Origin of the sequence: Bradyrhizobium sp. CB2312, from assembly GCF_029714425.1 — a bacterium.
Taxonomy (GTDB): Bacteria; Pseudomonadota; Alphaproteobacteria; order Rhizobiales; family Xanthobacteraceae; genus Bradyrhizobium.
The window spans coordinates 1,762,188-1,777,113 of sequence record NZ_CP121668.1; the positions used below are offsets into that span (position 1 = coordinate 1,762,188).

Below are 14,926 nucleotides of genomic sequence, written 5' to 3' on the forward strand. Positions count from 1 at the left end.
TCCACCCAGGTGTCAAGTGATCCCGCAGCGGATGCGGAACTAACGGCGGCACTGCGCCGCTCTCGTGATGATGCATTCAGGATGAGTGCAGCAGCAGGGGAGACGCAATATGGAATGGGAATATCGCGGAAGTTCTTTTCAGCTCGAGGACATCATGCACGACATAACCAGCACTTCAAAACGGCTCAATGAATCGCTTCACTTGCCGGTTCTGGTGATCATCGAGCCGCTCCTGTTGCCTCGTACATGTATTCTGCAGATCCTCAGGAGGGAGTTGGACGAAGTTGAGATCCTTGACATGGCAACGGCCCAGGGCCTGGACTGCACGTCAGCCCGCGATGTTCGTCTGGTGATGCTGAGCATCGCGGACAAGCCCATCGGCGATCCCTCGGTTGAGGACGATCTCGCCTTCGTTGCGGAGTGTTGTCCCAACGCCGCCACCGTGGTCCTGTCAAACCATGACGACGAGCCGACCGTGCAGGCCGCGATGCAGCGGGGCGTGCGCGGTTTTCTTTCCACCTCGCTACCGATCGAGATCGCGATAGCCGGCCTGCGCCTTGTTCTTGTCGGCGGCGCCTACAGGCCGTTGCCCGTGGCCGGGATCAACAGGATACCGGATTTCGAGCCACCGGATGCGCGCGGGCCCGCATATCTGGTGAACGAGGGAGCCAGAGTGGCTATCGACAGGAGCGTGACCGATCTCACGCCTCGTGAGCAACAGGTTCTGGCGGAACTGGAGCTCGGCCTGCCCAACAAGCTGATCGCCGCCAAATTGGGCCTCTCGGAAAGCACGGTCAAAATGCACATTCAGCATATCATGAGGAAATGTGCCGCGCACAATCGCACGGAAGCCGTCCTCCGCTGGCGCGGCCGGTTGCCCGCGCAGATTCGCGATCACGACCCTGGCGCTGCTCCCATGCAGGAGACCTAGTCTTCTCTGAATGCACCACGGAAGCTGTCGAGCAGGGGCCTGAGCGCGTAGAGAGCCACGGTGCCGCGCCCCGTCGTGATGAACACTTGAACCGGCATGCCGGGGACGATCTGGATGTCGTTCGCGACGATCTGCCCGTCGTCGATCCGGATCTTGGTCGCGTAGTATGGCTGGTCGGTACGCTTGTCGAGGAGCCGGTCTGCGGATACGTGCACGACGGTTCCCTTCAAGCGAGGTACGCGACGCTGATTGTACGGTACGAGGTGAACCTCGGCGTTGAGGCCGGGATGAACCACATCGATGTCCTCGGGCCTCAGGCGCGCGGTTACGATGAGACGGTCTTGCCGGGGCACCAGGTCCATGAGCGGAGCACCCGCCCCGATGACGCCGCCGGCTGTATGAACCCGCAGATCGGTTATCACGCCGTCCTCGGGCGCCTTGACCTCCGTTCGCGATAGCTGATCCCTGGCCGCAAGCAACCGCTCGCGGAGCTGGAATATCTGGTTCTGTGCTTCACGAAGCGACTGTGCGATCTCGTTCTGCCTCTCGCTCTCGAGCTTGAACAACGTGGCCTGCTGTTCGCTGATGACCTGCCCGGCGCGGGCAATCTGCGCGGCGGTCTCGCCGCGGCGGCCCTCGACCTCGGCCAGCTCCCGCTGCAGGTTCAGAAGCCGCGGCCGCCGTTCGAGCCCCTTGTTGACGAGGGTCGCGACCATATCCAGTTCCTCCCGAACGATGTCGACCCGCTGCCCGGTGGCGGTTTCCTGCGCCTTGAGACCTTCGATCTCCTTCTCGACCTGATGCCTTCGTTCGCGAATGACCGCAAGCTGCGACTCGTGAACCTGCAGGCGCGCCTGGAAAATGAATTGCTGCGCCGACACTGCAGCGGCGGCCACTCCGCTCTGCCTGCTGTCCTGTTCCAGCGCGTCCGGAATTGCGATGCTCTCGAACCTCTGCTGCTCGGCTTGAAGCCGAGCGGCTCGAGCAGCCGCATCCCAAAATTGGCCTTGAAGACTTTGCACCTCCGAGCTCGCCCTTGTGTCCTCCAGCGCGATCAGCGTCTGGCCGCTTCGCACGATATCGCCATCCGACACCAGGATCTTGCTGACGATACCGCCTTCCAGGTGCTGGATCGTCTTGCGGCTCGATTCCGATTCCACGACGCCGGACGCGATCGCGGCGCTCTCGAGCGGCGCGAGGCTCGCCCATGTCCCGAGCCCCAGCATGAAGCAGAGCACCAGCAGATTGCCCGCAACGGTAATACCGCGAAGCCTTCCGCGCGGAGAGGTCGGCGTGGGCGTCGAGCACCATGGAAATTCCAGAGGCTCGTAATCGTCGATCGCGGTCACCACGACGCCAGATCGCCGCACGGGCGGGGGGCTTGTCGGCGCTCGCATGAGCTGGTCCCAGATCATGGGAAGCCTCGAGACGGCGGGATGCTTCCATATGGTGAGAGAATTCCAGATCATGGCGCAATCTGCGAAGTAACCTGCGGGCGGCTCAGGTGCCGTTCAAAGATGTCCTCGCTGTCGCCGAACGCGGCGACCGCACCGTCCTCCATGATGGCAATCTTGTCCGTGGCGGCGAGCAGACCCATCCGGTGAGTGACGACGACGAGGATGACCCCTGCGAGCTTCATGCGCTCGATCGCATCCAGGAGCATTCGCTCGCCCCCGTAGTCGAGGCTGGCGTTGGGTTCGTCGAGAACGACGAGGCGTGGACTGCCGAAAAAGGCGCGGGCGAGACCGAGGCGCTGGCGATACCCGCGCGAGAAGGTTGCTTCACTCTGAACCACCGTGTCGTACCCCAGCGGCAGGCGCATGATCGCCCCATGGATACCGACGAGCTTGGCCGCTTCGATGACCTTCCGCCGATCGACATCTTCAAGGCGTGCGATGATGTCGTTGATCGTGTCGCCGAGGAGGCTGATGTCCTGGGGGAGATATCCGAGGCGGTCGCCGTTTCGGCCCTCGCGAAGCAGCGAGACGTCGGTGTCGTCGAGAAGGACACGGCCGCGCGTTGGCATCGACAGCCCGGCGATCACCTGGCCGAGCAAGGACTTGCCCGACCCGGACGGACCGATAATGCCAAGGCATTCTCCGGGCATGAGGCTGAACGAGACGCCGTTCAGGAGAAGATGGTTGGTCCCCGCAAGCCGCACGTCGACATTGTCGACGACGAGACCGCTTCGCGCCTGCGGCGGAGCAACCTCCGCGCTCTGCTGCCGGGCGACGGGAAATGCGGCAAGCAGAGCGCCGAGCCGCTGACAGGCGCTCGCGGCCGTCACGAGTGATTTCCAGCCTGCGACCGCGCTTTCGACCGGGGCGAGCGCCCGGCTGAACATCAGCGTGGCAGCAAAGATGATGGCCGGACTCTTCCCGTGATCGAGGACGAGCCATGCGGCGGCGCCCATGATCAGGACCTGCGACAGCGCGCGAACCGGCTTGGCGGCCAGTGAGACGATCTCGCCTCGCCGGAGTGCCACATCGTGCTCTCTGCGCGCGTGCTGCGCGTCACGGTGGATCATGCGTGCGGCGTTGTCGAACATTCCCATGGCGCGGATCATGTGGATGTTGCTCGCTGCAGTCTGGAGGCGGCCGCAGCTTCTGGACAGCGCGGCGCCGGATCTGAGCAGAACGTCTTCCGTGACCAGCTCTCCGGCAACCGTGAGCGCGAACAGGAAGGCGACGCAGCAGGCGCCGACCACGCCAAGCAGGGGATGGATCAGGAAGAGGACAAGGAGGAACAACGGCGCCCAGAGCGCGTCGAACAGCATCGGACATGCGCCGGACTCGACGAACTGGCGCAGCACGGTGAGATCCCGATATGCGCCCGACGCCTGCGTCCAATCGCTGCGAAGCGCCGATTCGAGGCCGGCCGAGAGCACGCAAGGACGAAGGCGATCGTCGAGCCAGGCGCCAAGGCGCCCAAGGACGGCGCGCCGCAATGCATCGAACACGCCGCCGACGACCACCGTGACCGCGACAATGAGCGTGAGCAGGAGCAACGTGTCGCCGCTCCGGCTCGACAACACCCGGTCGTAGATCTGAAGAAGATAGATGGAGGGCGCAAACAGAAGCAGGTTGTAGCTGCAGCTATACGCGAATACGAGACCGAGCGGTCCTGCGCAGGACCGGAGGGCCGCGTGCAGTGGGGTCCCGATCTGCGGCAGGATGGGCAACCGAAGGGGCGGCATCAGCATGATCGTCACCGCCTGAAATCGAGGTCCGGCGCACTTGGCCGGCGTACTTGGCCGATGGCCAAAATCATCCGCCGACGGGTTCGGCGGGGTATGGGCCCGAACTTCAGGACCGGTGGCGGCGGCCACCGGTCCTGCCGGACGAGCCGGTGATCAGAACGTGTCGAGATGGAAGCTGACTTCGCCGCCCAGCGCGGCGTTGCCGTCTCCGCCATGGCCGCCGATGCCGGCCACGACCTCCTGGTGCTGGTCCACCGCGACCTTGTTGATCTGGGTCGCGTCCGTATTGGCGTAGACCTTGGAGGTATCGTGGCCGCTGTAGGACTTCTGGCTTCCGTTCGACTCGGCGTCGCCGCCATGGGCCTTCGAGAACCACGAGGCCTTCGCGTTGGCGCCGCCGGCATCCCAATCTGCCGTCTGTTTGACGTGATCGCCGGTGTTCACGTGAACGTCGGCACCGACTGCCTTGTTGGTTGGGTCGAAGTTGAGCGTCGGCTTGCTGATGATGGCTCCCTTGAAGGTGCCGTCGCCGCCATTTCCGACGCTCTGACCACCGGTGCTGATCGATTTGAACTCGATCGAGTCCGAGATGTTGATCGCTTTGGGCATCATGTGTGCCTCCCTCTGTTGGCTTTCGTGCATCATCCATCCCGATCAGGCGGACGCGCGCGGGAAGTCTGATCCGCCCACGCGCGATGGCGATAGATGTCAAATCGGACACCATCCGGCTTGGTCGACCTACGTACGAAAGTATGACGTTCGTCGCGCAACGCCGGAGCGCGAGACATCCGGGGGGCCGCAGGGCGAGCTTGCATGCGCAGAGCATCGACGCAGCTCGCGATCGAACTTGTGCGAGCGGCACGATGTCCCGCTATGCCATCAGGTGAAGATCCGACAGAAGATGGGCGGAGAGATCGCCACCCAGCGCGAGATTGCCGTGGCCGCCGTCCCCGCCAACACCGGCGATCTGGATCGCACTCTGGTCGATGTGCACGTTGTTGACCTGATCGGCTACGGCCGTCGAATGGGGACCTGCGATCGCGATATTGATCGGTGCATAGATCGCGACGCTGACATCGATCAGGCTGCCGGCAAAATATCCGTTGCCGCCATTGCCTGCGCCGTTCGAGCCGGTCGCGATCGTGTCGGAGCCGCCCCACAGGCCATGGGAAAGAAGGTTTGCATGGCCGCCCGCCGCGGCGTTGGCGTTGCCGCCGTGCCCGCCAATGCCGGCGATCTGCATGATGGATTGATCCACGTAGGCGTCGTTGGTCTGGACCGAATGAACGCTGGAGCCATAGCCTGCGACCGCGATGTTGATCGGGTCGTACACCACGACGGAGGAATGGACGAGACTCCCATGGAACGCGCCGTCGCCGCCATTGCCGGCCTGGCTTCCGCCGGTTTGAACGTCCCCGACGCCCCCTCCGTTGCTTGATCCCCAGCTGGGGTCGAGCGTCATGACGCTGCCGCCGGCGGCCACGTTGCCATTTCCGCCACTGCCGCCGACGCCCGCGATCTGGGTGGCCGACTGATCGATGTCGACCGTGTTCGATTGACTTGCATGCGCAGTGCCGCTCGAGGCCGCCACCGCGATGTTGATCGGATGATAGATCACCACGGGAGCGTCCACGATCGCACCCGAGAAATGGCCGCTGCCGCCGTTTCCGGCGCCGTTGTCGCCGCTCGCGATCACGCCGGCGCCTAAGGACGTACTGACGCTGCCTCCCAATGCAATGTTGCCGTTGCCGCCATGGCCGCCGACGCCGGCCATCTGAAAGGCGGATTGATCGACATTCAAATTGTTGGACTGGTTGGCCAGGGCGATCGCGCCGTATCCCAGGCTCACCGAGATGTTGATCGGTTCATAGACCAACAGGGACGCGTGAATGAGACTTCCGTAGAAGTAGCCGTCTCCGCCGTTCCCGGCCGTGTTGGCCCCGCTCTCGACCGTCGCAATGCCCGTTCCGGGATGCGATACGCCGGACGCGGGTGTGGTGGACGAAACATCCAGGCCCGCCGCAGCGTGATTGCCGGCGTGGCCGCCTACCTCGACCTCCGATGTGGGGTGTTTGGATTGAATCGGGTCGGAGTCACGATACTGGGTATTCGCGCTCGCGGCGTGCGCTTCAGCGGACGGGCCGGGACGATGGACCAGGGTGCCACCACCGACCGCGTCGGTCGGGAACGGAGCGCTCGGTGCCGGACCCGCTTCGTCGTCGCCATCGTACCCATCGTGCCGATGAGAGGCGTGATGCAGCCGGATCCCATCCGACATCCGCGAAAAATCCATCCTAGCCTCCCTCATCGCAATCGCTCCACGCAATCGGACGGGTTCTGCACGGACAGAATGTCATCCCGGGAAGGTCGAAAGCCCAGTCGTCAGTTCGGATATAGCGCTTCGTCTGGCAGCCGTAACATCGGCTACATCCATTCGGGTAAAGTGACAGCCTTCGCAACTTTGCGCGCGCCAATGCTTGAAAGTGCGACCTTGAGGGGATGGCGAAAATGGACAATCGAGCTGACGGCCAAGTCGCCTGGATCGTCGCCTGCATCTCGCCTGCGGCCAAAATAAATCCACCGCGTTGCCTGATTTAAGTCGCATTGCGACCTAGATCACGGCCAAAACTTCCGTCCGGGCAGGGGGCGCAACACCGGGGTTTTTCATGTCCGGTCATTTGCGAGTTTATTACGCCGCTTTTGCGTTTCTTGCGGGTCTGTCGACATCATCCGCGTTTTCGGCTCCCCTTTCCGAACTCTTCAATGCCGGTCCCGCCACAGCCCCTGCGTCCGCTTCCGCGGAAGCGGAGTGCTTGACGCGGCCCGGCAAGCCGAGCGCCGATGGCCAGCACTGGTTCTATCGGGTGGAAGGCCAGCGCAGATGCTGGTTCCAGATCGCCAAAGGAACGGAGACGGCGAAGAAGCTGGTTCAGCAACGCGCCACCAAACAGCGTGTCGCCACGGCCGAAGAGAACCAGACCGCGGCGCGCAAGCGGAAGTCTGGCGTGGATGCGCGCGCGGAGCTGCCGCGCTCCGCACCTGCGGATACGTCCCGGCCGAGCCCGTCCGTGCCCGTGCAGGTAGTTGATGCCAGTCCCGTCCTCGCCGGGATCGCAACCCGCGCGTCGCTGGTCCCCCTTGCCAAACGCGACCGGCTCACGGCCGACGAGATCGCGCTGCGCCAGGTCGACGTTGAGGCACTCCTGGTGGCGACGCCGGCCGCCAGCGAGGTTGTTGCCGCTGCGACGATGCCGCTCGCACTTTCCACCGCCGAGGCGGACGATGACGGATGGGTCTGGACCTGGCTTGGCATGCTGCTGATGGCTTTGGGTCTTGTCTCCGTCCTGAGCGCTGCTCGAACCACTCGGTGGGATGTGCTGCTTCCCCAGCTGAGGTCATCTTTCGCTGGCCAGAGGCTGCTGCAGGTCAAACGCGACCTCGCGCAAAGGTGCGGCAAAGCCGTCACCGAGGCCTGGTTCTACGTCCGCCCGTACAGCGTCAGCAGGTCTTCGCCATCCAGCTTACATATTCCAGAGACAATGCACTTAATTCATGAGCCTTCGAACCCGCGGAGCAGCCGGGTTCATTGACTGCACTGTCACCGTAATCCCGACGCCAGACATGCCTGGATGTGCGGGTCACGCAACGGTGAGCGTACTGATTTGCCGTTCGCGCAGCTGTGATTTTCCACTGCGTGTCTTTTCTCAAGCGCGTACCTACCTAACCCCTGTCCAAAAAAAGTTCGAAGGAAACGCTTTCGACAGAGCAGCCGATTCTGGCCAGCGGGAATGCTCCGCACGAAACAACAACCGTTCGGAGCACGACTATGATTGGATTCAGGACTTCCATTATTGCAGCAATTATGTCGATTGGCGCGATAAGCTCTGCAAGCGCCCAGTGCCCGACGTGGGCTACGCAAAATCCAGCTTCGTTTCAGGCGCAATATCCCGATAGGGATGTGTTGAACGACTGCGAATTGACGCCAGCAGGCAGAATGGGCCTCGAACTCCCCGGCGGCGCGGCTCCCTGGTTTGGGCCCAACAGGGCCTATGGGGCAATGCCTGGCGTTGCTCAGCACCACAGCTTTCAGCACCGATCGCGGTGAGTATCTGAAGATAAACCCGAATGGTCGGATTCCGGCCCGTCGATCGCGATATCGAGAAGTTCGAGGCCGCCTCCAAGTCAGGCAATACATAAAATCTGATTGATCTGATTAGGCGGATCTTATGCCTGCTCCAAGGCGGCGGGAATGATTTACCGCGTGTTCAGGACCGAGTGGTGTCATGGCCCATTCCTTTGAAATCCCGCTTTTGTCGTTCGATTATTTCAAACTGCGAGCGCATCAATGGCTGGTATCACGTCATTCTTGGCCGAGTTGGACGAAGCAGTTGCGAGAGGAAATCCCGAGAGTTGTCTGCGGGCGCTCTGGCATGCGGCAGACATCCTGATCGCCGGCACTTATTCCGAGGAGCAGATCTGGACTTTCGGTGAGGTCATCGGTCGTCTCGCGCAGGAGATTGAAGCGAGCGCGCGGGCGAAGCTCGCAGGAAAGCTCGCATGCAGCCCAAACGCGCCCTATGCGTTGACCCGGCAGATGGCAAGCGACGACTGCATCGATGTCGCGTGGCCGGTTCTCAGTCAGTCGGAGCGCCTTGACACCGAGACATTGATTGCGTGTGCCAAGAACAAGAGCCAGCAACATCTGCTTGCAATCTCCAAGCGACAAACGGTCCCGGAAGCGGTCACCGATGTCCTGGTGGTGCGGGGATCTCCCGAGGTCGTAACCTCGGTCGCATCGAATGCTGGGGCGAATCTCTCGAAATCCGGATTTCTGCACCTGGTGCGACGGTCAGAAGGGGATTCGATCCTTGCTGAGTCGGTGGGACTTCGAAAGGATATTCCTCGGCATCTCTTCCACCAGTTGATCGCCAAAGCCTCTGAAGAGGTGCGGCAAAAGCTGAAGAGGGAGCGTCCGGATATCGAAAATCAGGTCCATCGCGTCGTGGTCGATGTCACCGGGGCCATTCACGCCAGGTTTGGCCCGGCGTCGAAGGATTACTTCACGGCGAAACGCACGGTGGCAAAACTGCACGAGAGAGGCGAATTGACAGAAGACAAGGTCTTCGAACTTGCTCACTCTCTCAAGTTCAACGAGACCACCGTTGCCCTGTCGTTGCTCTGTCGGCTTCCAGTAGACGTCGCGGAACGGGCATTGATCGAGAGGGATCGCGAGCCGGCGTTGATCTTGGCCAAGTCTCTCGATTTCTCATGGCCCACCACGATGGCGCTGCTGTTCCTGGGCGCCGCCAACTACCGGATAACCGCGGGCGAGCTGGATCAATTGAAGATCAATTTCCACGGGCTGAACGTCAAGGCGTGCCGGGAGGTCGTCACCATCTACCGAACGCGAAAGGAGGAGGTTTTCGGCGGCTCGTTTCAACAACCCCGGCGCATGATCTAGGATCGCAATCGCGGTGACGGTGCACCTAATTGATGAGCCTTCGAACCCGCGAACGCGGCCGAGATCATTGACTACACTGTCAAACTGATCCGACCGCAATCCCGGATAAGTCTCGTGCCGGCGCCTTCGCTCCTTGGTTTCGGTGCGGCACGCCTCGTTTCAAAAAGGCCTGCAATACAGCACGGTTTCTTCGGGGTAGATCGTAAAATGATCCAGCCACATCTTGTAGCCGAGGTTCAGGGAATTGATGAAGAGGGGAATGTCGACCCAGTCATTCGGCTTGTGGTAGACGCAAATCGCCAATGATGGTTTGAACCGTTCGAGCGTGCCCACGGCGCCTTTGAGCGCGGAAAGCTCGGCCCCCTCGATGTCCATTTTTATGAAATCGACACGGGGCAGATTTCTCTCACGAACCATATCGTCGATGGAAATGGTTCTGACTTCGGTCGCGCCGTGGAAGAGGGGGCGTTCGGAAACCTGGCTCCCCGGACCATTGTTCATCATATAGAGTATCTTTTCGGATGTCTCCCATACCGGTCTCTCGATGATCTCGATATTCGACGCATATTTGGGATTCAGTTCCAGGTTCTGACGCAAGATATCGAGATTTTCTGGTATGAATTCGAACCCGATCACCTTGCCCTCGGGTCCCACCTTCGTTGCAAAATACAGGCTCGTATCACCGTAGCAGCTGCCGGCTTCGATGACGATATCCCCGGTCTTTGCTGCGATCGCTGGCTTGACACCGCTATACTCGTATTGCGTTTTCAGGAACGTGGCGTCGATCCCGATGGGAGCGGAAAACAGATTGAGATCGTAGCCGATGTCCTTCAGATCGAAATGAGTCAGCTCGAAGTTCATGTTCCTGATTTTCTTCGCAGGCAGACGGTTCGTTTGCAGACTTCGTGCCAGGCTCCGTTCCTGCCAATATTTTGGCGAATTTCGAAAGAGCTTGACGAGGTCATGCCCTATCACGCGTTGAAGATACAACTCCAACAGGACGTCTTTCGAGTAATCGTCTTGCAGCAACTGCCAGGTATCCAGCAAGACCAGAGGAAGCGCCTTTGAGTTTTTCAATCGCGCCATTGCCTGGAGCTTGCTCTGATGCTCTTGCATATCGTGGCCCAGCGTTCGCTTGGGCTCAGGTCAATAACGATCCGCCTCGTGGTTTCGTTCAAGGTCTCTCGTGGCAACCTCGTACACCTTGGCCTGCAGGTGAGACAGGAATGAAATTGCAACATCTGCGGACATTTGAGCTTCTGACGACATTTGAATGGCTGAGCCTCTCTTCGATCCGGCGGCAGTCGGGACCCGACAGTGCACCTCATTCCGAGCCTTCGAACCGGCGAACGCGACCGGAGTCATCGAGGGCACCGTCACGGCAGGTTCGCGTTCTCGTGCCGTCAGTTCGCGTTCAGCTGTGCTTGCGGGGTCCACCGTGCGCGGCCGTAGCGTCCGGTTCGGGGAGTTTCTGGTGCGAAGCTGGTGCGAGGCTGGGCGGCCTGAATATTTCATGACCTCATCCGTCAAGGCGCCCGGCTCTCCGCGCGGCCGCGCCACGCGTAGCCCGAAGGGCGAAGCGTGGTGGGCCCGGCAGGACTCGAACCTGCAACCAGACCGTTATGAGCGGCCGCCGGCCCCGAGCCCCTATTTCGCGCTCGCGAAAACATCCGCTGCGTAGACCACCTTGCCGCCCACGACCGTCAGCAGAGACGTCGTGGCGCCGATTTGCTCGACGGGGACGGACATGAAATCCCGATCGAGAATCACGAAGTCGGCGAGCTTGCCGGCCTCTAACGTGCCGCGCCGCGTCTCGTCGAAGCAGAACCAGGCGCTTCCCACGGTGTACAGGCGCAAGGCATCTTCGCGGCTGGGTGTTTCGTCCGGGCCGCGCGTCGATAGTCCGCCGACGGTCTTGCCGTCGAGCATCCATTGCAGCGCGACGAACGGATTGTAGGATGCGACCCGATGCGCATCCGTGCCGGCTCCGACATGGACGCCCGTGCGCAACGCCGTGACGATGGGCGGCATGCTGCGCGCGGCTTCGCCCGCCTGCGCTACGATACGGTCGCCTCCGAGGTACATGGCGTCCTGCATGGTCCAGCCGACACCGAGGGTCTTCATGCGCGCCAGCGTTTCGGACGAGGCGTTGTCGAGATGGGCGATCGACCAGCGCAGCGGGGCGATCGGCGTCTCCTTGTTGACCTCTTCATAGAGGTCCAGGAGTTGGTGGACGGATTTGTCTTCCTGCCAGTGGATGGTGACGGTAAGCCCTTGTTTGGCTGCCCAGCGAACGATCTCGAGGAACTTGTCCCTGGCGGCCGCGTCGGGCGCGTTGTTGTTGTACATGGCGCCGGTGATCCGCTCGCCGATTCCGTTGAATCGCAGCATGTCGTCGCCGAATCCCATCGGCAGGAATGGCGTGAGACTCTTGTACTCCTCGAATTCCGCGCCGACATTCTGCGCGAACAGGCTGAAGGCTATTCGCACCGAAAGTGATTTCTCGCGCCAAAGCTTTTGCAAGGCGGCGTAATGGCCAGGATAAATGCTGAAGCCGCCGGGATCCACGATCCCGGTAATTCCGAGGCGATTGAGCTCCGTGAAGAACTGCCGGGTCCCGGCGACATTGTCTTCGACATTCGGCCTCGGCAGGCGATCGAACAGCGCGGAGATGCTGACGATGGAGCCGTTGAACCAGCCCGTGGTTTCGCCCGATGCGGCGCGCTCGGCCGTGATTCCGGCCGGCAACAGATCCGCGGATATCCCGAGCGCTTGCAGCGTTTTCGGCGTCATCAGCACCGCCGAATAGAACAGCTGGATGTACGCCGGATTGTCGGGAACTGCCGACATCACCTCGGCCAGGGTTGGCCGCCGCTTCTCCGCAAACTGCAACTCGCTCCAGCCACCGGCCACGATGATCCAGGACGCCGGGCGCGCTTTTGCCGCCTGGCGGAGGCGATCCATGGCCTCTCGAATCGTTTTTGCGCCGATCCAGTTGACCTCGGTTGCGTAGGTCAGGCCGGCGCGCACGGCGTGAATATGGGAATCGATCAATCCGGGAATGATCGTGCGTCCGCCTGCGTCGACGCGGCGCGTCGCGGACCCGATCAGACCTTCCATGGCATCGTTGCCGCCAACTGCAACGATCTTGCCTTCGCGGACCGCGAGAGCCTGCGCGATCGTCGATGCGCCATCCAGCGTCACGATTTTTGCGTTCGTGACAACGAGGTCGGCCTTTTGTGCGTAAGCCAAATTGGCCCAGCACGAGATCACCAAGATCGCCAGAAGCTTGCGCATGTTCAGTCCCGAAATGAGAGAGCCAGGCGTGAGAGAGGCAAGAGTGAGAGAGGCAGGAGTGAGGAAGGTAGCCGCGGCGCCACACATCCGCCGCTGGATGCACGCGCGGATGTCGCGTGTCGCACCGGGGAGTGTGGTGATCTTGATCATGTCTGGCTTCAACAAAATCAGCCAGTCCACCGGAAAATTCGGTAAGGGGTCAAGGAATTGATTTTACAGCCCGCCTTCGCCCGTTGGCTTCGGCGCGGCAGCCTTCGCCCGCTTCGCAGCAGTTCGTCCGTCTTCGCTCTCACTTCGCTAGGCTACGCCGGACACCACGCTCCGCCCCTGGTTCTCCGCGCGGCTGCGCCACGCGTAGCCCGACGAAGGTGTGGGGCCACTTTGAGAGCGACTCGGTTATCCCTTTGAAAGCGTTCGATGCCCCGTTTTGAAAACGACTCGATTTTGACTTTAAGAGCGACTCGATTACCCCCTTTTTCATTTTGAGAACGACTCGATATCGCAAGTGGCTGCGATTGCTTGATAATTTGTGGTATTTTTTTTGATGGAGAGCCCGAACGTGAGAAATGCGTGTGAATCGGCGTGGGGTCCCGACGCCGATCGGCACGACAAGTCTCTGATTCACATCACGTTGGAGGGGTGATGCTTCGGTGCCGATTCACAGACTATTTCCAGCCAGCCGCCGATGATCGCCGATGAGCTTCGGCGACAAGCCGACGTCTTCATCGACCTGATGGAGTTGCGATCCAAGCTCGGCCGGGACCTCTCGGAGCGGCCACCCTCGCGCGAGCGCGCCGTGCCGCCGCCCCTAGGACAGCATGTTCAGCGGCGCGCCCGCCCGGTTCGGGCGCCCGGCGAAAGCGACGATCTCAATCCGTAGATCGACTTGTGCGTCATTTGACTTGCGTACCAGTTCCGTGCCTCACCCAATCGCCGCGTTCGTGCTTTGAGCGCCGGGAAATTTCCCAGGTTTCTGCAACTGTTCTCCGTAGAATCCGCAAGGGCGGCCGTATCGTAGGAGAGGCCGCTCCCCAACACGTGGCGACGTTAGGTAGCGTTTGCCCGAGCTCGTTCGCGCGCCTCCCGCCGACGATCGCGGCGTTCGCGCCGCCGCTTCGCCCGATCCGCCGGTTGCGGGAGGGCAGGCACTGGCGCAGCAACGGTCTCGACTGAAGGTGCATCGCCGCCCTTCACGCGATTTTCCTGCCGGACGTGACGCCCGAGGCTTACGTCACGGCGTCCATCCCCGCGTTCCCAAGAGAACGCCGTGATTCCTGCCGGGAACGTTGAAATCGTAGATCTTCAGGTCAGACCAATCGAGCTTTCCGCGAAGTTCGGCCAAAGACCCTTTATCCAATTTCTCATACACCTGAACGGCAAAAAGGATCCGGCTCGCAGGAAACCTGTCGCCGACCTTCCCGATAATCTCCGTTATGGGAGGTTCGGTTCGACGCAGATCCAGCCCTTCAACCTCATTCAGCGCGGTGCCCCAAGGCGGTGCCACGAAGAGTATCATGGCGTCGTCCCTTGCAGCATCGACTTGCCCCAACATAGCGCGGTAGTCGCCGCGCTTCAGATCGATGGTGTGATCGACTGCGGCGAGGTTCTGTTTGGTCAGGTGATAAACCTGAGGGTCGAATTCGAACGCGATCCCGCGTGATCGCGGCACGTGTCGCAATATCCAGTACAACGTGTTGCAAGAGCCGGCGAACGGGTCGACGACGATCCACCGGCCGCCGACCGGAAGCGACGCGGCCACGGCGGCCACATCCTGCCCGATGCGGTCCGCAACGGCATCTCGGGTGCACTCTACCGCGGTCCGGCCGAGCAAACGCACCCCGCGTGCGTACCACTGCGCCGGTGCCATTCCGTACAACCGGATGAAGTCCGGATCGGAGAAGCTGTCGCTGCCGTACCGGCGGACCTCTTCCAAGGTCAGCAACTCGTTGCGCTTAGATCCATGCAGCAGCAACGTTCGGTCATGAAGCGGCGTCTCGGGCTCCTTCCGATGCTCGTTCATGTGCGGATGCTCCTAAGA

General features: G+C 61.5%; 10 protein-coding genes, 1 tRNA gene and 1 pseudogene. 4 read left to right on the forward strand and 8 right to left on the reverse strand.

What is annotated here, in order from left to right; all coding sequences use genetic code 11:
- Positions 1-109: 109 nt before the first annotated feature.
- Positions 110-931 carry a response regulator transcription factor gene (locus tag QA642_RS08415; protein ID WP_283084254.1) on the forward strand — a complete coding sequence of 274 codons (822 nt, stop codon included), beginning with the start codon at positions 110-112 and terminating at the stop codon, positions 929-931.
- Here QA642_RS08415 and QA642_RS08420 read toward each other — a convergent pair.
- From QA642_RS08420 to QA642_RS08435, 4 genes are all read right to left on the reverse strand, one after another.
- A complete protein-coding gene (locus QA642_RS08420; RefSeq protein ID WP_283084255.1) occupies positions 928-2,280 on the reverse strand; it encodes an HlyD family type I secretion periplasmic adaptor subunit in 1,353 nt (450 codons plus the stop codon). The two genes, QA642_RS08415 and QA642_RS08420, sit on opposite strands and share 4 nt — an antisense overlap.
- Before the next feature lie 116 nt (positions 2,281-2,396).
- Positions 2,397-4,133 (reverse strand): ATP-binding cassette domain-containing protein, encoded by a 1,737-nt coding sequence (locus tag QA642_RS08425; protein WP_283086829.1) that lies wholly within the window; start codon positions 4,131-4,133, stop codon positions 2,397-2,399.
- Positions 4,134-4,283: 150 nt separating this feature from the next.
- The gene (locus tag QA642_RS08430) at positions 4,284-4,742 is read right to left on the reverse strand and encodes a hypothetical protein (protein WP_283084256.1); all 459 of its coding nucleotides are present in this window, start codon (positions 4,740-4,742) and stop codon (positions 4,284-4,286) included.
- A gap of 259 nt (positions 4,743-5,001) precedes the next feature.
- On the reverse strand, positions 5,002-6,423 hold the full coding sequence (locus tag QA642_RS08435; protein ID WP_283084257.1) for a hypothetical protein: 1,422 nt from the start codon (positions 6,421-6,423) through the stop codon (positions 5,002-5,004).
- Positions 6,424-6,796: 373 nt separating this feature from the next.
- On the opposite strand from QA642_RS08435, the gene QA642_RS08440 reads away from it, so the two are divergent.
- Positions 6,797-7,720 carry a hypothetical protein gene (locus QA642_RS08440; RefSeq protein WP_283084258.1) on the forward strand — a complete coding sequence of 308 codons (924 nt, stop codon included), beginning with the start codon at positions 6,797-6,799 and terminating at the stop codon, positions 7,718-7,720.
- Between the two features lie 755 nt (positions 7,721-8,475).
- Positions 8,476-9,591, forward strand: coding sequence for a DUF2336 domain-containing protein (locus tag QA642_RS08445; RefSeq protein WP_283084259.1), 1,116 nt, complete (start codon positions 8,476-8,478; stop codon positions 9,589-9,591).
- Positions 9,592-9,750: 159 nt separating this feature from the next.
- Here QA642_RS08445 and QA642_RS08450 read toward each other — a convergent pair whose 3' ends face one another.
- The 3 genes from QA642_RS08450 to QA642_RS08460 form a co-directional block, all read right to left on the reverse strand.
- On the reverse strand, positions 9,751-10,707 hold the full coding sequence (locus QA642_RS08450; RefSeq protein WP_283084260.1) for an FkbM family methyltransferase: 957 nt from the start codon (positions 10,705-10,707) through the stop codon (positions 9,751-9,753).
- 466 nt (positions 10,708-11,173) lie between these two features.
- A tRNA-OTHER gene (locus QA642_RS08455) sits at positions 11,174-11,238 on the reverse strand.
- A complete protein-coding gene (locus tag QA642_RS08460; RefSeq protein WP_283084261.1) occupies positions 11,239-12,888 on the reverse strand; it encodes an amidohydrolase in 1,650 nt (549 codons plus the stop codon).
- A gap of 664 nt (positions 12,889-13,552) precedes the next feature.
- Between QA642_RS08460 and QA642_RS08465 the strand changes: the two are divergent.
- Positions 13,553-13,768: pseudogene (locus QA642_RS08465) on the forward strand (NYN domain-containing protein); the annotation flags it as partial.
- A gap of 351 nt (positions 13,769-14,119) precedes the next feature.
- Here QA642_RS08465 and QA642_RS08470 read toward each other — a convergent pair.
- Entirely contained in the window at positions 14,120-14,908 is a 789-nt protein-coding gene (locus QA642_RS08470; protein ID WP_283084262.1) for a hypothetical protein, read from the reverse strand.
- Between the last annotated feature and the right edge of the window lie 18 nt (positions 14,909-14,926).

Excerpts from the sequence above, each read along its gene's own strand:
- QA642_RS08415 (WP_283084254.1), top strand. The coding sequence starts at position 110 with ATGGAATGGGAATATCGCGGAAGTTCTTTTCAGCTCGAGGACATCATG.
- QA642_RS08445 (WP_283084259.1), top strand. The coding sequence starts at position 8,476 with ATGGCTGGTATCACGTCATTCTTGGCCGAGTTGGACGAAGCAGTTGCG.
- QA642_RS08460 (WP_283084261.1), bottom strand. The coding sequence starts at position 12,888 with ATGCGCAAGCTTCTGGCGATCTTGGTGATCTCGTGCTGGGCCAATTTG.
- QA642_RS08470 (WP_283084262.1), bottom strand. The coding sequence starts at position 14,908 with ATGAACGAGCATCGGAAGGAGCCCGAGACGCCGCTTCATGACCGAACG.
- QA642_RS08430 (WP_283084256.1), bottom strand. The coding sequence starts at position 4,742 with ATGATGCCCAAAGCGATCAACATCTCGGACTCGATCGAGTTCAAATCG.
- QA642_RS08435 (WP_283084257.1), bottom strand. The coding sequence starts at position 6,423 with ATGGATTTTTCGCGGATGTCGGATGGGATCCGGCTGCATCACGCCTCT.
- QA642_RS08450 (WP_283084260.1), bottom strand. The coding sequence starts at position 10,707 with ATGCAAGAGCATCAGAGCAAGCTCCAGGCAATGGCGCGATTGAAAAAC.
- QA642_RS08425 (WP_283086829.1), bottom strand. The coding sequence starts at position 4,133 with ATGCTGATGCCGCCCCTTCGGTTGCCCATCCTGCCGCAGATCGGGACC.
- QA642_RS08440 (WP_283084258.1), top strand. The coding sequence starts at position 6,797 with ATGTCCGGTCATTTGCGAGTTTATTACGCCGCTTTTGCGTTTCTTGCG.